The organism is Providencia vermicola, assembly GCF_010748935.1.
Taxonomy (GTDB): domain Bacteria; phylum Pseudomonadota; class Gammaproteobacteria; order Enterobacterales; family Enterobacteriaceae; genus Providencia; species Providencia zhejiangensis.
On record NZ_CP048796.1, the window covers coordinates 4,170,052 to 4,189,909 of the forward strand.

16 protein-coding genes are annotated in these 19,858 nt (G+C 39.1%); 10 read left to right on the forward strand and 6 right to left on the reverse strand.

Annotation, left to right across the window (positions count from 1 at the left end; all coding sequences use genetic code 11):
- Window positions 1–66: 66 nt before the first annotated feature.
- The 3 genes from G3341_RS19000 (at window position 67) to G3341_RS19010 (ending at window position 4,397) form a co-directional block, all read left to right on the forward strand.
- The gene (locus tag G3341_RS19000; protein ID WP_282560474.1) at window positions 67–1,014 is read left to right on the forward strand and encodes an OmpG family monomeric porin; all 948 of its coding nucleotides are present in this window, start codon (window positions 67–69) and stop codon (window positions 1,012–1,014) included.
- A gap of 419 nt (window positions 1,015–1,433) precedes the next feature.
- Window positions 1,434–3,314 (forward strand): glycoside hydrolase family 3 protein, encoded by a 1,881-nt coding sequence (locus tag G3341_RS19005; protein WP_154623653.1) that lies wholly within the window; start codon window positions 1,434–1,436, stop codon window positions 3,312–3,314.
- 126 nt (window positions 3,315–3,440) lie between these two features.
- Window positions 3,441–4,397: an OmpG family monomeric porin gene (locus G3341_RS19010; protein ID WP_163863352.1), complete on the forward strand. Its 957-nt coding sequence runs from the start codon at window positions 3,441–3,443 to the stop codon at window positions 4,395–4,397.
- 164 nt (window positions 4,398–4,561) lie between these two features.
- Here G3341_RS19010 and G3341_RS19015 read toward each other — a convergent pair whose 3' ends face one another.
- The 6 genes from G3341_RS19015 to G3341_RS19040 all read right to left on the reverse strand — a co-directional run bounded on the left by G3341_RS19015 (window position 4,562) and on the right by G3341_RS19040 (window position 10,878).
- The gene (locus G3341_RS19015) at window positions 4,562–5,563 is read right to left on the reverse strand and encodes a sulfate ABC transporter substrate-binding protein (RefSeq protein WP_163863354.1); all 1,002 of its coding nucleotides are present in this window, start codon (window positions 5,561–5,563) and stop codon (window positions 4,562–4,564) included.
- Between the two features lie 184 nt (window positions 5,564–5,747).
- Window positions 5,748–6,725, reverse strand: coding sequence for a 6-phosphofructokinase (pfkA, locus tag G3341_RS19020; protein WP_154623650.1), 978 nt, complete (start codon window positions 6,723–6,725; stop codon window positions 5,748–5,750).
- Between the two features lie 573 nt (window positions 6,726–7,298).
- On the reverse strand, window positions 7,299–8,243 hold the full coding sequence (locus G3341_RS19025) for a phosphatidate cytidylyltransferase (RefSeq protein WP_154623649.1): 945 nt from the start codon (window positions 8,241–8,243) through the stop codon (window positions 7,299–7,301).
- Window positions 8,240–8,881 (reverse strand): lysophospholipid acyltransferase family protein, encoded by a 642-nt coding sequence (locus G3341_RS19030; RefSeq protein WP_154623648.1) that lies wholly within the window; start codon window positions 8,879–8,881, stop codon window positions 8,240–8,242. Before G3341_RS19030 ends, G3341_RS19025 begins: the two co-directional genes overlap by 4 nt.
- 279 nt (window positions 8,882–9,160) lie before the next feature.
- On the reverse strand, window positions 9,161–9,910 hold the full coding sequence (locus G3341_RS19035; protein WP_163863668.1) for a M48 family metallopeptidase: 750 nt from the start codon (window positions 9,908–9,910) through the stop codon (window positions 9,161–9,163).
- Window positions 9,911–10,338: 428 nt separating this feature from the next.
- A complete protein-coding gene (locus G3341_RS19040; RefSeq protein WP_154623647.1) occupies window positions 10,339–10,878 on the reverse strand; it encodes a Spy/CpxP family protein refolding chaperone in 540 nt (179 codons plus the stop codon).
- A 153-nt stretch (window positions 10,879–11,031) separates the two neighbouring features.
- On the opposite strand from G3341_RS19040, the gene cpxR reads away from it, so the two are divergent.
- The 7 genes from cpxR to G3341_RS19075 all read left to right on the forward strand — a co-directional run bounded on the left by cpxR (window position 11,032) and on the right by G3341_RS19075 (window position 19,852).
- The gene (cpxR, locus tag G3341_RS19045) at window positions 11,032–11,730 is read left to right on the forward strand and encodes an envelope stress response regulator transcription factor CpxR (protein ID WP_004924392.1); all 699 of its coding nucleotides are present in this window, start codon (window positions 11,032–11,034) and stop codon (window positions 11,728–11,730) included.
- Window positions 11,727–13,097 (forward strand): envelope stress sensor histidine kinase CpxA, encoded by a 1,371-nt coding sequence (cpxA, locus tag G3341_RS19050; protein WP_154623646.1) that lies wholly within the window; start codon window positions 11,727–11,729, stop codon window positions 13,095–13,097. Before cpxR ends, cpxA begins: the two co-directional genes overlap by 4 nt.
- Before the next feature lie 498 nt (window positions 13,098–13,595).
- Entirely contained in the window at window positions 13,596–15,035 is a 1,440-nt protein-coding gene (locus G3341_RS19055) for a capsule assembly Wzi family protein (RefSeq protein WP_163863356.1), read from the forward strand.
- A gap of 820 nt (window positions 15,036–15,855) precedes the next feature.
- Window positions 15,856–17,166 (forward strand): nucleotide sugar dehydrogenase, encoded by a 1,311-nt coding sequence (locus G3341_RS19060; protein ID WP_163863358.1) that lies wholly within the window; start codon window positions 15,856–15,858, stop codon window positions 17,164–17,166.
- A 35-nt stretch (window positions 17,167–17,201) separates the two neighbouring features.
- The gene (locus G3341_RS19065; protein ID WP_163863360.1) at window positions 17,202–18,152 is read left to right on the forward strand and encodes a Gfo/Idh/MocA family protein; all 951 of its coding nucleotides are present in this window, start codon (window positions 17,202–17,204) and stop codon (window positions 18,150–18,152) included.
- Window positions 18,153–18,169: 17 nt separating this feature from the next.
- Window positions 18,170–18,751, forward strand: a complete 582-nt coding sequence (gene wbpD, locus G3341_RS19070; protein ID WP_163762217.1) for a UDP-2-acetamido-3-amino-2,3-dideoxy-D-glucuronate N-acetyltransferase — start codon at window positions 18,170–18,172, stop codon at window positions 18,749–18,751.
- 21 nt (window positions 18,752–18,772) lie between these two features.
- Window positions 18,773–19,852 (forward strand): DegT/DnrJ/EryC1/StrS family aminotransferase, encoded by a 1,080-nt coding sequence (locus tag G3341_RS19075; protein ID WP_272683016.1) that lies wholly within the window; start codon window positions 18,773–18,775, stop codon window positions 19,850–19,852.
- The last annotated feature ends 6 nt before the right edge of the window (window positions 19,853–19,858 follow it).

Consider the following 19,858-nt stretch of genomic DNA (forward strand, 5'->3'; position numbering starts at 1 on the left):
GGCTATTCGTCATCAACATTGCATTATTAATTTTCATCAAATAAAGCATTCACGATAAGGATGATTATGGAATATTTTAAAGGTTTAATTCTAAGCACAGTCATAATATTACCAACAACCGCTTTTTCCCAAGCCAGTAATGATTATTGGCATGTAGACACAGATGTTTATGTCGAAGTTGAAGAGTACCAAGGTCAACGAGACAGCTTTAATAACAAAGTATTCGACAAAGTCAGCATGGTAGGTAAGCTTGCACTGACTAACCCGCAATCATTATGGGGCTTTTATTTCGAACATCGTGAGTCATTAAAAAATTATGGGCATGACTTTTCGAGTTCCCGTGACTCCTCTATCCGTAATCGAACTCAAATTGGCGCGACCCGCCAGCTCTACCGAAGTGCGGTTGCAGCATTCAGTCTAAATGGAAGTTACCGAAAAGAATCCAATGATTCCGCACCAAATACCACCGCGCTTTCATCCAATAGCTTATATTGGTTAATGCCAGCAGGTAGCATTCAAATTAATAAAAAATGGTCTTTTGATTTTTGGGATGCGCTCTATTACTACAGTAACTTTTTAGCATCAAACTACTATGAGTGGGAAGCTGAACACGGCGTCACTTACAAACACTCGAATGCCGTTACAGCAAAATTCACTTTATATAACGATAGAGTGTGGGATAAAGATTTCAATCAAGTTTTTGCACGGGATCAAATAAGAGGCTACTTCCCTATTAAGATCAGTGAAAAATGGGCGATTACGCCTTATTTTCGCTATTTTTTGAATGACAGCAGTTATGATGGCCAGAAAAATTTAACTCAACGGATCAAAAACGGCTATCGTATTGGAACACAAATCGCTTATAACGTGACCCCCAAATTAACACTCTGGGGTGGCGCAGCGATTGAAGCGACACAGTGGAAATACCCCATAAACAATCATATGACATCAGGAAGGAGTCATAGTCAAACCTACTACTTGGGGCAAATTGGTATCAAATACTCTTGGCAATAATAAGCGGAACACAACACTTTATTTTAAAAGATAAAAAAGTCGTAATAACAGTAATACGGCTTTTTTATTAAACGCTATATTTTATATTAAAATTAATAATTAAAACATTTTTTACACATTAATCAGAATAAAAATTCAGTTTCAATTAATAGTTTAGATAATTAAATCTTTTCACGCAATTCACAGCCTAGATCACATAAGGGAATAATTCCAAAGTGGAATTATTCTATAGAAATATTAAGTATTCCACAAAATTAATCAAACAAAATCAATGCACTACTTAATATAGCACAATTTGTTAAATCGATAACTATTCTTCTTTCATAACAAATAAGAATAATCTTATCTGTGATTTATCTCACTTTATAATTAATTAACCCTACTTATTATTCATCGAAAAATAACTTAGGAATAACTCGATGAAAAATCTGACTCTACTTTCCCTCTGTTTATTGAGCGCCGTGTCGTTGGCTGAACCTATTTCACAAGCACAGCTTGATACTTTGTGGAAAAACAAACAAAAATCTGCTGAAGAAATTGTCAATAATATGTCTGAAGCCGAAAAAATTGGCCAACTATTTATGTTGGACTTCAGATATTGGAATCAGGATAGCAAAGGCGAGCCAGCTCCATTTCTGGTCATGAACGAGGAAGTTTCTAAAGTAATTAATCAATACCACTTAGGTTCTGTCATCTTGTTTCGTGAAAATTTAATTGATACCCCCCAAACGGTGGAATTAATTAACCAGCTACAAGCTTCCCGTAGTAATTTGCCACTCTTTATTGGTACTGACCAAGAAGGCGGCTATGTCACTCGCCTTCGTGTCGGAACCGAAATGCCCGGTAATATGGCCTTAGGCGCGACCCGTAATCCAGCTCTCGCAGAGCTAACCGGCATGATCCATGGCTATGAATTATCCAGCCTCGGCTTTAATATCAACTTTGGCCCTGTTGTCGATGTGAATAACAATCAAAATAACCCTGTCATTGGTGTGCGCTCCTATTCGGATAATAAAGAGCTGGTCGAACAGCTTTCGACCAATTACATCAAAGGCATCCATAAATACAATTTATTGACCTCACTAAAACACTTCCCTGGGCATGGTAATGTTTCCTCTGACTCTCACGTAGACTTACCTGTCGTGAATTCAAATGAACAAGAGTGGCGCTCTACAGAGTTACCGCCCTTCCAGTATGCACTCAACCATGGCGCAGACGCAGTAATGACGGCGCACATCATTGTGCCTGCCCTCGATAACAGCAAGATCAAAACGCTAACAGGGAAAGAGGTGGGAACACCCGCTACGCTGTCAAAACCTATCCTACACGGCATTTTACGTGATGAGCTAAATTATGATGGCCTCATCATCACTGACGCCATGGATATGGGAGCGATTGCGGATAATTTTGATATGAATTGGGCTGTAGAAACCTCTTTATTAGCAGGCTCGGATATCATCCTTATGCCAATCAAAATGTGGGACAGCGAATCAATTACTCGTCTAGACAATATGTATCGCTATCTTGAAAGTGAGGCTAAGAAAAACCCTGAATTACAAAAACGTATTGATGAGTCGGCTAAACGCGTCATACTGAAAAAATTACAGCAAGAGATCACCGCTCAACCGGTTGATTTAAAAAATGCTCAACAGATTGTCGCCTCTAAAGGCCATAAAGATCTGGAGAATATGGTTTCAGAGCAAGCGATTACGGTGATCAAAAATGATCATGTTCTGCCTTATATCTTGAAACCACAAAATAGAATACTCGTCATTTCCGATGAAAAACCACGTAATGAATTAATTCAAAAACACTTAAATGCTATTGCTAATGAAACGGGTGTCACTATTGATAGCCAAGAAATCGTGATCAAATTAGCGGAAAACACCCTCACTGAAAAAGATATTAAACCTCGATTAAAAAACCAAGATCTGATCTTATTGACCACCTATAACTTAAAAGATAATCCAACTAACGCTCAGATAATCATTGATGAAGCGAATAAAGCAAATATTCCGCTCGTCGTTATTTCCTCTCGTAACCCTTACGATATCGCCTATTTGAAAGACGTTAAAGCTAACATCGCTATCTACGGCATTACTGGATTTGATATTACGAATAATAACCGTAATTCACTGGAAACGAATATTCGTAGTGGATTACGCACATTATTTGCAGACCAACAGACACAACCTTTGAATATGCCTAAGGGGCAACTGCCGGTCAATATCAAGAACCCTCAAGGGGATAAAATCCTGTTTCCTTATGGTTACGGTGAAACCTACAACACAACACATTAACGCCTATTTTCACTCTGTACTTTCCAGCCTCTATATCTCCATCGGAAATATAAGGCTGGTTATTACACCTCAACAAAAACAAACACTGCTACCTCATAAACAATAATTAAAAATTAAAGGATCATCATGAAAATATCATTGAATGGTTTACTCTTTCTCTCTGTTACTAGCCTTGCTACCCCAGTATTAGCGGCTGAGCCTATAAATAACGACTACTGGCGAATTACGTCTAACGTTTATATGGAATTAGAAAAATTTGAAGGTCACCATAATACCAGTGGCGGCAAGGTATATGACAAAACAACGATGATAGGCCAGCTCTTCTTATCAAACCCTGAATCTAAATGGAGCTTCTTTCTTGAACACAAAGAGTCTTTAAGAAGCTATAACCATAATTTCTCTACATCAAAAGACTCTTTTATTCGTAACCGTACCCAAATTGGGGCAACACGTAAAATGTATTCGAGCGATGTAGGGCAATTCAACCTAAACGTGACCTACCGAAAAGAATCAAATGACTCGGCTCCCGGAACGATGGCGCGTCCATCGAACACACTATTTTGGTTGATGCCTAGCGGGACTTATAATTTCAACGATAAGTGGGCATTTAATTTCTGGGATGCGTTTTACCACTACGATAATTTCCACGCCCCCAATAGTTATGAGTGGGAATCCGAGCACGGTATCGTCTACAAGGTGAATGATTCGGCAACCGCTAAACTCTATATGTACACCGACTGGACATGGGATAAAGACTTCAATAAAACATGGGAACAAAACCAAATCCGTGGCTACTTCCCAGTTACCCTAAACCAAGAATGGAGTATTATGCCGTACTTCCGCTATTACCTAAATGAGCACAATTACGACAGCAACCAACGTACGACCCAGAAAGTGAAAGAGGGTTACCGAGTTGGCACACAAGTTTTCTATAATTTAACCCCCAAAATCACATTATGGGGTGGATTCGCTGTTGAACCGAGTACTTGGGAAAATCCGAAAGGTGCCGGCATTACCTCTGGTAGTCATAACCGCCAAACATTCTACTTAGGCCAATTAGGCGTGAAATACGTCTGGCAATAACAGAAAAAATATTGCTACCGCTCATCCCCTCATTGAGCGGTAGCAATCCACAAGCATCATAAAGCAACCCCTGTTTCTCCTATGTAACATGCCGTTCGGTGGCTAAAGAACCGGCCATTAGGTGCACAAAAATGATGTCGGCGACTCAAAATATGCCGTGTGTGTTAGGGGCGGCGACTAATCTCATCAAAAACGCCCCCATTGGCAAAATGCGTAGATTGCGCTTGAGTCCAACCGCCAAACACATCATCAACCGTCAATAGTTTCAGTTTAGGAAAGCGTTGCTGATATTTTTTAGCGACATCCGCATCACGGGGTCGATAATAATTTTTAGCGGCTATTTCTTGCCCTTCAGGGGAGTATAAATACTCCAAATAGGCTTGTGCGACTTCTCGGCGGTCACGTTTATCGACGGTTTTATCAACCACAGCCACAGTAGGCTCAGCTAAAATAGAGATGCTAGGCGTCACAATTTCAAATTCACCATTTTCACCAAGCTCATTAATCGCTAATAACGCCTCGTTTTCCCACGCAATTAATACATCTCCAATTCCACGTTCCACAAAGCTATTTGTTGCGCCGCGAGCACCAGAATCTAACACCTCAACATTTTGATAGAGTTGTTTAACAAATTGTTTGGCTTTCTCTGGGTCATGATGATTTTTTTCCAAAGCATATCCCCAAGCCCCAAGATAATTCCAACGCGCTCCGCCTGAGGTTTTGGGATTCGGCGTCACAATCGCAACATCTTGACGGATCAAATCATCCCAATCTTGGATATTTTTAGGATTGCCTTTACGGACAAGAAAGACAATTGTTGAAGTGTAAGGTGCGGAATTATCGGGGAGCCGTTTTATCCAATTTTTATCAATGCGCCCGCTGTCCGCTATGGCATCAACATCATAAGCTAACGCTAGCGTGACGACATCGGCTTCCAAGCCATTAATGACAGATGTTGCTTGTTTACCTGAACCACCATGAGACTGACGAATGGTTACCGTATCCCCAGTTTTTCCTTGCCAATACTGGCTAAAAGCTTGGTTATATTGCTGGTAAAATTCCCGAGTCGGATCATAAGAAACATTTAATAATTGAATGTTTTTCGCCCATGCTCCCGTCGTCAGTATTAATAACAATGCCGTTGCTGACTGCCATTTTCGTGCCATTCTTCCATACCTCATTCATTTAAATGTTAAGGCAGGCTGACAGATTTCATAGATAACATGAAATAATTAAAAATGACAATTTATGCAACAAAAGAATATACCGTGAATTCGATGAGAGAGAACAAACCTGTATCGTGCCGTTAATGCACGATACAGGAGAGATTTGCAATTGTAGAGGTAAAAATCAGTACAGTTTTTTCGCTGTATCGTACCAATCTTTCTTAAAGACGCGCTTCATGTTCATTACCGCATCAATAATGTCATGGTGAACCAATTTTTCGTTTTGGATCCCGACACAACGACCGCCATAGCCCTCTAAAAGGAGCTGAATAGAGTATGCCCCCATACGCGAGGCCAAAATACGGTCATAGGCAACAGGCGATCCACCACGTTGAATATGCCCCAGTACCGTTGCACGCGTTTCATGATGGGTTTCTGCTTCAATGTATTTAGCTAATTCATCAACATCGCAAACATGTTCTGTAATCGCAACGATAGCATGTCGCTTGCCTTTCTCAATACCTTGTTTGATTTCAGACAACAGCTCTTCACGATCATAAGCCATTTCATTTTCAGGCAAGACTAAGAACTCACACCCTCCCGCAATCGCCGCGGATAGCGTTAAATCACCACAGTAGCGTCCCATCACTTCAACAATAGAAATACGTTTGTGAGAAGTTGAGGTATCACGCAGACGGTCAATCGCTTCAACAACGGTTTCAAGGGCAGTGAAGTAACCAATGGTATAGTCTGTTCCTGCAACGTCATTATCGATAGTGCCGGGTAGACCAATACATGGGAAACCAGCTTCTGTTAATGCTTTAGCACCGAGATAAGAACCATCACCACCAATCACGACGAGAGCATCAATATGATTTTTTTTCAGATTTTCAATGGCAACAGCACGAACTTTTTCATCGCGGAATTGAGGAAAACGCGCAGATCCGAGGAAGGTACCACCGCGGTTAATCATGTCAGAAACACTATAACGGTCTAGCTGTTTCATGCGATTTTCATATAAACCTAGATATCCATCATAGATACCCATGACTTCTAACCCTTCGCTCAATGCAGCACGTACCACGCCGCGGATTGCAGCATTCATACCTGGTGCATCACCACCGCTTGTTAATACCCCAATTCTTTTAATCTGCTTGACCATGATGACCTCTGATTAATGAATATAAATTGCAAATCGATAAAAGACACAACACCTGCGCTTTTCTACATCAAATTCGATTATAAACCATCGTGCTGAATTGATTCACCTACCACTATAATACGGTAAAGGTACTGATATACCTGTTTTCCATCAAGTTTTGATACTTTATTGTGATCCAGTCTACACAATTTTAGTTCATAAAATGGATTACCGTAAAAACACAGGCTCACTATAGCGGTTGTTGCCTTACTTCGAAACAAAAATTAAGTCTCCATCATAGCATTGATATGAAATAGAAAGTTAACCTTGCGAGTTAAACATCAGCGGCAGTCACTCGCACGGTTATCTATATTCACATGATAAAGCGCCATTATTCACGGGTGTTAAGGAAGCCAAGGTGAACCTCCTTGCATCATTCCCCAGTAGCGTGAGGACGACAACATGCCGTCGTTGGGTTGCTAAACACACCAACTGTCGCGAGGTATAAAATTTGATAGGCTTTAGTTGAGTGCTTGACCCGCGCGGGTTCAAGCACTTTTTTCATTTTGGAGTTAATCGAACACAGAAGCCAAATTACGTATAAAAATAACGTGTTAAGTGAAAGAATATTGGCGCTGCGAAACATAACGAGTCGATACGGTCTAACATGCCACCATGCCCTTCAATAATTGCGCCGAAATCTTTAATACCACTATCACGTTTGATCGCCGACATACATAACCCCCCGACGAATCCCATTAAAGTGATCGCAAGAGACATCAATCCTGCAACCCACCAACTGAAAGGCGTTACCCAATATAAACAGATCCCGATAAGCACCGAAGAGAGTATGCCGCCGATAAAGCCTTCAATTGTTTTATTAGGACTTAATTTTGGCACTATCGGATGTTTGCCAAACAATTTCCCAAACACATACTGCAACACATCAGAAAGTTGGGTCACAACAATTAAAAACAGGAGTAATTTTACATTCTCGCCTTCATAACCTTGAATATCTAACATCAATAAAGCAGGAACATGACTTAAACAAAACACCGCAACTAACATGCCCCACTGAATTTTGGCTGTGCGTTCAAGAAAATGATAAGTATCCCCCGCTAAAGCGATACGTGTCGGTAGGAAAAGAAATACGAATACCGGTACAAAAATAGAAAACATGCCATACCACTGAATACCAACCAAAACATATTGCAACGGCAGGAATATAAAAAAGCACCAAAATAACGCTTCATGATCACTACGTCGAGTTGGCGTTAAAGTAATAAACTCTCTCAATGCGAAAAATGAAATTAGCGCAAATAAAATCACAACACCGATATTGCCTATCACAACGGCCAATACACACACGATACACATCAACCACCATGCACGTATTCTGGCATTTAAATTGTCGATTGTAGGATTGCTCTTTTCTCCTGAATAGCGATAAGCAAGGATCCCACCAATGATACTGGCTACCACGAGTATACTGAATACACCCGATAGCAATAACACGATCTCGCTATCCCAAAGGCTCATGGCATCAACTCCTCTAATGCAGATTTAGCGCGTTGTAAAAATTCAGCTTTAGATTCATCCTCGCCTAATGGCGAGAGAGGCGCTCCCACTACTGCGGAACAAATAACGGGAACCACGAGCTTGGAGCCTTTTGGCAACACACGGTTTAAATTTTCAAGATAAACAGGAACCACTTCGACATGAGGAAATTTTTTAGCTAGGTGGTAAATACCACTTTTGAAATGACTTAATTCTTCGCCATCGCCGCGAGTGCCTTCCGGAAAGAGGATCAATGATTGTTGCTGTACTAACACCGCTTCTAGCGGCGCTAATATATTGTCTTTGGCGGCCCCCTCCCCTTTTCGATCAACCAATACGGCTCGGAATACTTTATTAACCAAATAACGTCTAAACGGTGTTTTATCCCAATAATCTTTTGCTGCCACAGGATGGACGGTATGGCGCATTAAAGGAGGTAAGCCAGACCAAATAACAAGACCATCAAGGTGACTAGAGTGATTCGCATAATATATACGAGACGTCATCGTTGGTTGACAACCGACCCAACGCGTACGTACACCGGTTAATAAGCGGCAAGTAAATGATAATAACATCCCCATTCCTTTTGCCATCAAAGAAACTCTTTGAGCTTTTTCCATCTTTATTCCTTGCAAAGCGTTTTTCTATTTTTCTACCCAGTTCTTAGTCAGAAGGGATAAATATTTTTTAATTAACACATCAGAAATGAAAATTAAGACTTAAGCTAAACGGGTTTATTTATTAGCACAACAGGGAAGCTCTGAATTCCTCTTATTTGAGATTACACTCGCAGACACGCTGCAAATTCTCTGAAAAAACTCACAAAAAATGCAAAAAAAAGTGCAGCGATGGATTCACCATAGCTGCACTTCAATATGATTGTTGACTAACAAAAAGGCTTATTTATCAGCCGCAATACGGTCACGGATATGTTGAGCACGTTCAGCTGACGGTGGATGCGAGTCAAACATGCTGCTTTCGCTATCGCCCAGTTTTGCTAATTTCTCAAAACTGGTTGCCAGACCTTCGGTTTTAATTCCACGCTTTTTCAGCAGATCATAAGAGAAATCATCCGCCTGACTTTCTTGGTGTTGAGAGAACTGAGAGTTAACCAGTTTTTCACCCAATGCAGCAACCTGAGACGCGCTCAATTGCTCAACCACGCCACCTGCTGAAGCCGCTGCGGTGCGGGCAGCAACAGCGGCATAAGCAACTTGCATAGCTTTACGTGAGTGACCCAGTGCAACGTGGCCCATTTCGTGGCCTAATACACCTTCAACTTCATTATCATTCATCATATCCATCAAACCGCTATAAACACGCACACAGCCATTCGCCATTGCCCACGCATTTACTTCATCGGTCAGATAAACTTTATAGTTAACAGGAGTGCCATCGATTTCATTGCCTAATGCTTTAGCAATTTTATCTAAGCGCTTCGAGTATTTGCTAGAAGCAGGTGCAATTTTATTTTGTGCATCCATCTCTTTACATGACTGGTCACTTAATTGCTTCACGTCACCGTCAGTTAAAGTAGCAGCTTGCAGTAATTGCATACCCGAGTTTGTTAGCATGCCCTGATCTAAGTTTTTACATCCCGTCAAAATCACGGCTGAAACAGCGACTGCAACAAGCGCCTTCATCTTCATCATATTTTTTCCTTTGCAATACACATAACCATTCTTTTTAAGGTTTTAAAGACTATAAAGTCTGCAAAAAATAACAATAGGAATATAGTAAGAATCGACTTATAAAGTGAAGTTCATCTGTTTTTTATCTCAATAGTAGAATTTGCAGCAGAATAAATCACGATAGACTAAATAATATGATTAAAATTAAATAACAGGAAAGCTCTATCCCGATATTAACCTGTGCACAATTCAACTGTTCATATTCATTAAATCAGTCTTTTTTGGATTTATAAGGCCTATGATACATAGTAATAGGCAAAAAAATAGCCCCAAGAAGGGGCTGTAAAAGACAGGGATGGTGTCTATGGCAAGGAAAAACTTCACTTATTGCTACTTCACTACTACGATCAAGAGAATTTCGAATTAAACAACTTCAACAAAACTATTTACTGTAAAGCCTGAAATTGAGACATCTTCTGTTGATGGATCTGCTCAAGTTGGGCTTTCTGCTCAGGTGTTAATAGCTGGTACAACTCATGGTGAATACGCGCCATTTCAACACGCTGGGCCAATTCTTTTTGCATATGTTTTTCTAACTGGTCACGAACCGCTTTTTCATCAAAATCATCGGCGATGATTAAATTGTGCAGTGCTTCACGCTCTTGCATGGAAACTGGGTTATCAAATTGATAACGACGCTGTGTTGCCATTAAATCTCGCAATTGCTGACGCTGTTTTTCATTTAACGTGATACCATTAAACATAAATGTACTTGTGCGTTCTGCATTACCAAACAGCTCATGGTGCTGAAGCTGAGCAACTACTGATGGAGACTCCGGCTCATTTTGCATTTGTAACATTAGGGGAGTCGATGAATCACCAGTTTGAATAATATTTTCTGGTGTATCCCCAAAAGCCGTCACTGATCCGATAATAAATGCAGAGGTTAACGTCAACATAACTGTTGTTTGTGCTGTTCTTTGCATTCCCAACTCCTTGTTCTCGGACAGTGCTCGTGATTCAATGTAGACAACTATACGCTGGTGGCTGCAAACTAGCGTCAGAGCATGTAAAAGAACGTAAAGTCATGGAATCGTGAAGATTGTTATCGTATTTTGGCAGCTGGAGGACTTAAACACATGCATAAAATCCTATTAGTTGATGACGACCGTGAACTCACGTCGCTCTTAAAAGAACTGCTCGAAATGGAAGGTTTCAACGTTGTCATCGCCTATGATGGTGAACAGGCTTTACAACAACTTGATTCGTCCATTGACCTGTTATTACTCGATGTCATGATGCCAAAGAAAAATGGTATTGAGACATTAAAAGAGCTACGTCAAATCCACCAAACCCCCGTTATTATGTTGACTGCCCGCGGAAGCGAACTCGACAAAGTATTAGGGTTAGAATTAGGTGCTGACGACTATTTGCCTAAGCCTTTTAATGACCGTGAATTAGTCGCGCGTATCCGTGCATTATTGCGCCGCTCTAATTGGAGTGAACAAAACCAAGGAGATAACAGCAATACACCGGTATTACAGGTGGATAAACTACAATTGAATCCAGGCCGCCAAGAAGCTAGCTTTGACAATGAAATTCTTGACCTAACAGGTACCGAATTCACGTTACTGTATTTATTAGCACAGCACCTTGGTCAAGTTGTTTCAAGAGAACATTTAAGTCAAGAAGTGCTCGGTAAGCGGTTAACACCGTTTGACCGTGCAATTGATATGCACATATCTAACTTACGCCGTAAACTCCCAGAACGTACAGATGGTCAACCTTGGTTTAAAACCTTGCGTGGCCGTGGATACTTGATGGTTTCAGCAACATGATAAATAGCTTAACCGCGAGAATATTTGCGATTTTCTGGTTTACCCTCGCACTAGTTTTAATGCTAGTGCTGATGGTACCCAAGCTAGACTCTAGGCAGCTCACTTCCCTACTGGAAAGTGAGCAACGCCAAGGGGAGATGCTTGAGCAACACATCGAAGCCGAACTTGCACAGGCACCGATGAACGACCTACTTTGGTGGCGACGTATTTCTAACTCCATCAAAAAATGGGCTCCCCCGGGGCAACGTCTCATCATTGTGACCAGTGAAGGACGTGTTATCGGTGCGATGCCCAGTGAAATGCAAGTGATCCGTAACTTTATCGGGCAATCCGACAACGCCGATCACCCGAAAAAGAAAAAATACGGACGAGCCGAAATTCTTGGACCGTTTTCCATTCGCGACGGTGAAGATCACTATCAACTCTATTTAGTACGACCGGCAAATAGCCCGCAATCAGACTTTATTAACTTATTGTTTGATAGACCATTCCTGCTGTTAATTGCCACCATGTTAATCAGTGCTCCGTTACTACTTTGGCTATCATGGAGTCTGGCTCGCCCTGCTCGTAAATTAAAAATGGCAGCTGACGATGTCGCAAAAGGCAATTTACGTCCACACCCTGAACTTGAATCTGGACCTCAAGAATTTCTTTCTACAGGTAATAGTTTTAACCAGATGATCAGTGCGCTTGATGGCATGGTCACCGCCCAACAACGTTTAATTTCTGATATCTCACACGAATTACGAACGCCATTAACTCGATTGCAGTTGGCAACGGCACTATTACGTCGTCGCCACGGTGAAAGTAAAGAGTTAGAACGCATCGAAACCGAAACCCATCGCTTAGATAGCATGATCAACGACTTATTGGTGTTATCACGTAGCCAACACAAAAATGAAATCCTCAGGGAGAACATTAAAGCCGATGATTTATGGGGAGATATTTTAGAGGATGCTCGCTTTGAAGCAGAGCAAATGAATAAAACGTTGGATGTAACCGCACCGCCCGGCCCATGGCCTATCTACTGCAACCCATCGGCAATTGGCAGTGCATTTGAAAACATTGTTCGTAATGCCCTTCGTTACTCTAATACACACATTGCGGTGAATTTTAAAGAGGAAAACAACGGCATATTAATCACTGTTGATGATGATGGCCCTGGGGTTAGCCCAGCAGACCGTGAAAATATTTTCCGCCCGTTCTATCGCACTGATGAAGCTCGTGATAGAGAAACCGGAGGCACGGGGTTAGGTTTGGCGATTGTTGAAACAGCGATATCACAACATAAAGGTTGGGTAAAAGCTGACGATAGCCCACTTGGTGGTTTACGTTTACAGATTTGGTTACCCGAACATGGTCGATAATCTTATCCAGCCATAAGCTTTATTTTAAGCCCTTTAAATAAGATTATTTAAAGGGCTTACTTTTTATTTCGCAATATTGATACCTCACTCACGCCCACCTATTTACTTAAGCATTCTTGCTTATTTCAATATCAACACGTTTTATCATCATTTTTTGATAGGAATTAAAAGCCATTTAAAAACAATAAATAGGAAGTTCTCATATTAATAAAAATGAATACTCGATATTAATCCCTCAATTTCTATTTATCTCGTGATCTATAATCATAAACAGACAAAATACCGGATATATTGATAATCTGCTTTTTATTTACTCAAAGATTACCTATTATATTGATATAGAACGCAGCACGCATGTCTAATCAATACGACAAATATCCCTGTAATCTCAGCGTGGCAATTATCACTCTTAATTTGCGTTCAATTTGAATTATTTTATAGGCAATTGTTTGCATCAAGACACAAAAAATTAGACGACTCAACTCAACGGATTCATCAATGAAAAAAATTAAGCTTACCAAGTTGGCCATCCTAACGTTATTGAGTGCAATGAGTGGTAACGCTCTTGCTGGAGGACTCGTATTACCCGATAACAATCTACGTAACGACCTCGCCTGGTTATCAGAGCGTAATGTTATCCAAATTAGTCTTTCAACATGGCCTTTATCGGCAGAAGAAATAACCCGCTCACTAAATAATGCCAATATCACCAATAGTGAACAAGAAGCGATAGTACAACGTATTAAGCAGCAACTAAACCGCACGAAAAATAGTGTTCAATTACAAACCTATTTATCCACTGGTAAGCCTTCCATGCCACAAGGATTCGCCCAAAGCGAATACAGTGATTTCCGTTACACCGTTGAAGGCAACTATAGTACCGACGATGTTGACTTAAATCTAAAAGCCAACGCTGAACGAGCGCTACGTGTTGAAAATGGCTCTGATTACAACCTTAATGGTTCTTATGGTGGTGTAAAAATTTGGAACCAATGGGTAAGTTTCGGTGAAATCCCTCAATGGTGGGGACCTGGTCATGATGGTAGTTTGATTCGTACTGATGCAGCACGTCCAGTTACTGGTTTCCTTATGCAGCGTGCAGACCAAAGTCCATTTGAGACCCCTTGGCTGTCATGGATTGGTTCATGGCAATATCAGCTGACTGCTGGGCAAATTAAGCAATATCCTGTCCAATCAGGAGTGAAACTAATTGGCCTACGTGTAACAATGAATCCAACTGACTTTTTTGAATTAGGTGGGGCTAGAACAATTATGTGGGCTGGTGATGGTCGCCCTAGTTCAGCAAGCTCATTTTGGGATGCAATGACAGGCCATTCCAATACAACCGATAAATCCAAAGATCCAGGCAACCAATTAGCAGGATTTGATTTCAAACTTAAATTATACCCATTAATTAACTTACCACTTAGCGTATATGGGCAATATACAGGAGAAGATGAAGCTGGCTATCTCCCATCTCATAATGCTTATATGATGGGACTTGAAGGATACCATTCGTTGGCTGGTAACCCTCTTAGTTGGTACATAGAGGCAGCTAATACACGAACCGAATGGAATAACTACAATGTTATGTATATGCATTCAGTATATAAAGCAGGCTATTACCAGCAAGGATACCCTTTAGGGCATGCTATGGGGGGAGATGGAAGGATGCTGTCAACGAAAATAGAATATACTTTAGATGATAGTAACCGTATCAGTACTCGATTAATGTATGCAAAAGTAAATCCCAAAAACCAATGGCAAAATAAAGCATTCCCTGAGTCAGAAACGATTAAAGGTCTTGATTTAGGCTGGTGGCATAATTTTGACGACCGAGTTAGTACAGACGCTAAAGTCTGGGTTTCGAAAACCGATTACGATACCCGTGATGATATCGGTGCTTCCGTGATGGTGACACTGCCATTCAAGTGGTAATACTCCCCCTTATCTAAAAGACATACCCTAGCAGCCTTTCCATGCAGCTAGGGTATTATTCATTTTTTGACACCTTCTCATTCGCAATTAGTTAAGGCCACACTATAATTAACACGAGAAATCGCTTATTGAGTGTTCTTGAGTTATTACATCAAAAATTAATTATCTTAATTTATCAATTAAACGCCTTTTACGAATATTCATTGGCAACCAAAAAATAAAAATGATGTATATCTCAATTATTCAAGTTATCTTAACGCGATACTCTTGTAACGAGAGAGTTATTAGTTTAATTAAGATAATACCTCGACAAAAAATAGGGTTATTTTATCTCTCTTAAAATAAAATGTTGCCAATTATCAAACGTTATTTAGGAAAAATATAACCTTATAATTTAAAAGAATTTATATGATTTACAAAACCAATAAGACTATTCTTTAAGACTATCACATTAATAGTCATAACCTATATTTAGTGTTATTATTAGTGGCTTTCGCTTGACCGAGTCAGCGTAGAGGCATACCCTCTCGGGGGGTAAAAACGATAAGAAATGCTTATCAATTGAGCAGTTGCATAAAAATGTAATGTTATCAATTAATAAGCATAGATATAGAATTCAATGGTGCTCTGGGACCCGACAACCCAGTGCGGTAGCTATGGCTATATCTCATAATATACAACATGGCTTAGCCACTATAAATTTGTATGAAACTCAATCAACATGAATGACTATAACTATAAAAATTAAGATTTTAAATTAGTTTATAGTTCATCTTTATTCTATTAAATAATCTCATTATTAAAATTTGTAAGGTTAGATATGTCAATAATTGATAGCTTAGAAGCAAAGATAAACAATAACTCTGCAGTTGTTGCTATTGTAGGTCTTGGGTACGTAGGGTTACCCTTAATGCTTAGATATAATGAAATTGGTTATAAAGTAGTTGGTTTTGATATTGATGAAAATAAAGTTACTCAATTGAATAACGGTCAAAGCTATATAGAGCATATATCATCAAATAGAATTACATCTGCCATAAAAACAGGCTTTAAAGCTACAACAGATTTTTCTCATATTAGCGAATGCGATATTATCATTTTATGTGTTCCTACTCCTCTAAACAAATATAGAGAACCCGATATCAGTTTCATTATTGATACAACAGACATGCTTAAACCTTTTTTACGAAAAGGGCAATTATTATCTCTAGAAAGTACCACATATCCTGGAACAACTAACGAAGAGTTATTGCCGCGTATTGAAGAGAAAGGCTTTATCGTTGGTGAGGATATTTTTCTTGTTTATTCCCCTGAGCGAGAAGATCCCGGTAATCCAAATTTTGAAACGCGAACAATACCTAAAGTTATCGGTGGACACACCGATTCATGCTTGAGAGCAGGTAAAGCAATATATAGTAAAGCGATTGAGCAAATAGTCCCTGTTAGTTCAACTAAAGCAGCTGAAATGACTAAATTATTAGAGAATATTCACCGAGCGGTTAATATTGGATTAGTTAATGAAATGAAAATAGTTGCCGACAAAATGGGAATTGATATCTTTGAAGTTATTGATGCTGCTGCAACAAAACCATTCGGATTTACAGCATATTATCCAGGTCCGGGATTAGGAGGCCATTGCATACCAATTGATCCTTTCTATCTGACATGGAAAGCGCGCGAATACGGTGTAAATACTCGCTTTATAGAGCTGTCCGGAGAAATTAATCGTGCTATGCCAGAATATGTTTTAAATAAATTGATTGATGGTCTTAATCAGCAAGGGAAGGCACTAAGCCGCAGCAAAGTACTTATTTTAGGAATTGCATATAAGAAAAATGTTGATGATATGCGAGAGTCACCATCTGTTGAGTTGATGGAGATTATCCAAGAAAAAGGTGCGACTATCGCTTATAGCGATCCCCATGTTCCAGTTTTCCCAAAAATGCGAGAACATCATTTCAATCTATCAAGTGAGGAAATCTCAATTGATACTCTATCAAAATTTGATGCCATCATCCTTGCCACTAATCATGATAAATTTGACTATCCACTAATTAAAAAACATTCTAAATTACTGATCGATACGCGAGGTATTTATCGCGAACCGGCAGAAAATATAATTAAAGCGTAAAATTTATATTTAATGTTAAATTAAAGGATTATAAAATGAAAAAATTTGCCTTAATTGGTGCGGCTGGTTATATTGCCCCCCGCCATATGAAAGCTATTATAGAGACCAATAATGAACTATCTGTAGCTTATGATATTAATGACTCTGTTGGAATAATTGATAGTATTTCCCCCCAAAGTGAATTTTTTACAGAGTTTGAACGTTTTTCTGATTACTCATATCGCTTACAACGTAATGCTGAAACACGGTTAGATTACGTTTCAATCTGTACTCCAAACTATCTCCATTTATCTCATATTACTGCAGGCCTACGATTAGGTTGTGATGTTATTTGTGAGAAGCCTTTAGTACCAACTTCAGAACAACTTGATGAATTAGCTTTAGTAGAAAAAGAAACTGGAAAAAAAGTATATAACATTCTTCAGTTACGTCACCATCAAGCAATACTCGACTTAAAAGAAAAAGTTAATAATGCAAATAAAGCAGAAAAATATGACGTTGAGTTGACATATATAACATCTCGCGGTAAATGGTATATGGAAAGTTGGAAAGGTGATCCTCGAAAATCATTTGGTGTTGCAACAAATATAGGTGTGCATTTCTTCGATATGCTGCATTTTATTTTTGGTAAACTAGAAAAAAATCATCTGCATTATGCTGATGAACAGAAAGCCGCAGGCTATCTTGAATATGAAAATGCACGTGTACGTTGGTTTTTATCAATTGATGCAAACGACTTACCTGAATCAGTTAAAGGAAAACAAACAACTTATCGTTCGATAACAGTTGATAATGATGAAATAGAATTTTCAAAAGGGTTCACAGATTTACATACTATAAGTTATAAAGAAATTTTAGCTGGTCGTGGGTATGGCTTAGAAGATGCAAGACATTGTATTGAAACAGTCAATACAATAAGAGATTCTCAACCAACTACAGCAGCAGCTAATGAAGCTCACCCTTTCTTAAGCCAACTAATTAAATAGAGATGACGGTAGACACCATGAGTTATTATCAACATACTAGTGCAATCATTGATGAGGGAGCACAAATAGGATCTGGCTCTCGGGTATGGCATTTTGTCCATATATGTAGTGGAGCAAAAATTGGAGAAAATGTCTCATTAGGTCAAAATGTTTTTGTTGGTAATAAAGTTATTATTGGCAACAAATGCAAAATTCAAAATAATGTCTCAGTATACGATAATGTTATTCTTGAAGAAGGCGTGTTTTGTGGTCCAAGCATGGTGTTTACTAATGTCTACAACCCTCGCTCATTAATTGAACGTAAAGACCAATATAAAAATACGCTCGTAAAAAAAGGGGCAACTTTAGGTGCTAACTGTACAATAGTTTGTGGCGTGACTATTGGGGAATTTGCTTTTATTGGCGCAGGAGCAGTAGTTAATAAAGATGTTCCTAATTATGCTTTAATGGTAGGCGTACCTGCTAAGCAAATAGGTTGGATGAGCGAATTTGGTGAACAGCTAGATATACCATTAAATGGTAATGCCGAATCTATTTGTCCACATACTGGTGATAAGTATGTGCTAACAGGTAATCGCCTTCAAAAAATAAAAGCTTAAAAATTAATAACGAGAAAAATTATGCAATTTATCGACCTAATTACACAACAAGCACGTATAAAAGATAAAATTAATAAAGGTATTCAAAATGTTTTAACTCATGGGCAATACATCTTAGGCCCTGAAGTTAATGAGTTAGAAGAAAAATTAGCTATCTATACAGGTTCTAAATACTGTATTAGTGTTGCAAATGGTACAGACGCATTACAAATAGCTTTAATGGCCTTCAATATTAAACCAGGAGATGAGGTGATTACCCCTGGCTTTACTTATATTGCTACAGCTGAAACTGTTGCGCTATTAGGTGCAAAACCTGTTTATGTAGACATAAACCCAAAAACTTATAATTTGGATCCGACAAAACTTGAAGCTGCAATAACACCGAGAACAAAAGCCATCATACCTGTATCATTATATGGGCAATGTGCTGACTTTGATACAATAAACGCAATTGCTGCCAAGTATAAAATTCCTGTCATTGAAGATGCAGCCCAAAGCTTTGGAGCTTCATATAAAGGCAAAAAATCCTGCAACTTAAGTACAATTGCTTGTACTAGTTTTTTTCCAAGTAAGCCCTTAGGTTGTTATGGTGATGGTGGAGCTATTTTTACAAACGATGACCAACTAGCATTAATCATGAGACAAATTGCCCGTCATGGTCAAGATAAACGTTATCATCATATCAGAGTTGGTATCAATAGCCGTTTAGATACATTGCAAGCCGCTATTTTACTATCTAAACTAGAAATTTTTACGGAAGAAATTGAATTACGAAATAAAGTTGCACAAATGTATACTTTATTGCTGAATGATATAGGAATAATAACGACTCCTTATATTGAAGAGCATAATATCAGTGCATGGGCACAATATACTATTCGGGTCAAAGATCGAAATTTGATTCAAGAAAAATTAAAATCTCTAGGAATCCCTACTGCTGTACACTATCCTACTCCATTAAATAAACAACCAGCTGTTGCTGATCAAAATGTATTATTACCAATAGGGGATGAAATAGCAAAAGAAGTGATGAGCTTACCAATGCATCCTTATATGACTGAGGAAAATATAAAAAAAGTAGTATCGTCACTGAAAAATTAAATTTAA

What these genes read in the sequence shown, in the direction of transcription:
- G3341_RS19030 (WP_154623648.1), bottom strand. Translation starts at nt 8,881, where the DNA reads ATGGAAAAAGCTCAAAGAGTTTCTTTGATGGCAAAAGGAATGGGGATG.
- cpxR (WP_004924392.1), top strand. Translation starts at nt 11,032, where the DNA reads ATGCATAAAATCCTATTAGTTGATGACGACCGTGAACTCACGTCGCTC.
- G3341_RS19060 (WP_163863358.1), top strand. Translation starts at nt 15,856, where the DNA reads ATGTCAATAATTGATAGCTTAGAAGCAAAGATAAACAATAACTCTGCA.
- G3341_RS19000 (WP_282560474.1), top strand. Translation starts at nt 67, where the DNA reads ATGGAATATTTTAAAGGTTTAATTCTAAGCACAGTCATAATATTACCA.
- G3341_RS19010 (WP_163863352.1), top strand. Translation starts at nt 3,441, where the DNA reads ATGAAAATATCATTGAATGGTTTACTCTTTCTCTCTGTTACTAGCCTT.
- G3341_RS19035 (WP_163863668.1), bottom strand. Translation starts at nt 9,910, where the DNA reads ATGAAGATGAAGGCGCTTGTTGCAGTCGCTGTTTCAGCCGTGATTTTG.
- pfkA (WP_154623650.1), bottom strand. Translation starts at nt 6,725, where the DNA reads ATGGTCAAGCAGATTAAAAGAATTGGGGTATTAACAAGCGGTGGTGAT.
- cpxA (WP_154623646.1), top strand. Translation starts at nt 11,727, where the DNA reads ATGATAAATAGCTTAACCGCGAGAATATTTGCGATTTTCTGGTTTACC.
- G3341_RS19015 (WP_163863354.1), bottom strand. Translation starts at nt 5,563, where the DNA reads ATGGCACGAAAATGGCAGTCAGCAACGGCATTGTTATTAATACTGACG.
- G3341_RS19025 (WP_154623649.1), bottom strand. Translation starts at nt 8,243, where the DNA reads ATGAGCCTTTGGGATAGCGAGATCGTGTTATTGCTATCGGGTGTATTC.
- G3341_RS19040 (WP_154623647.1), bottom strand. Translation starts at nt 10,878, where the DNA reads ATGCAAAGAACAGCACAAACAACAGTTATGTTGACGTTAACCTCTGCA.
- G3341_RS19075 (WP_272683016.1), top strand. Translation starts at nt 18,773, where the DNA reads ATGCAATTTATCGACCTAATTACACAACAAGCACGTATAAAAGATAAA.
- G3341_RS19055 (WP_163863356.1), top strand. Translation starts at nt 13,596, where the DNA reads ATGAAAAAAATTAAGCTTACCAAGTTGGCCATCCTAACGTTATTGAGT.
- G3341_RS19005 (WP_154623653.1), top strand. Translation starts at nt 1,434, where the DNA reads ATGAAAAATCTGACTCTACTTTCCCTCTGTTTATTGAGCGCCGTGTCG.
- wbpD (WP_163762217.1), top strand. Translation starts at nt 18,170, where the DNA reads ATGAGTTATTATCAACATACTAGTGCAATCATTGATGAGGGAGCACAA.
- G3341_RS19065 (WP_163863360.1), top strand. Translation starts at nt 17,202, where the DNA reads ATGAAAAAATTTGCCTTAATTGGTGCGGCTGGTTATATTGCCCCCCGC.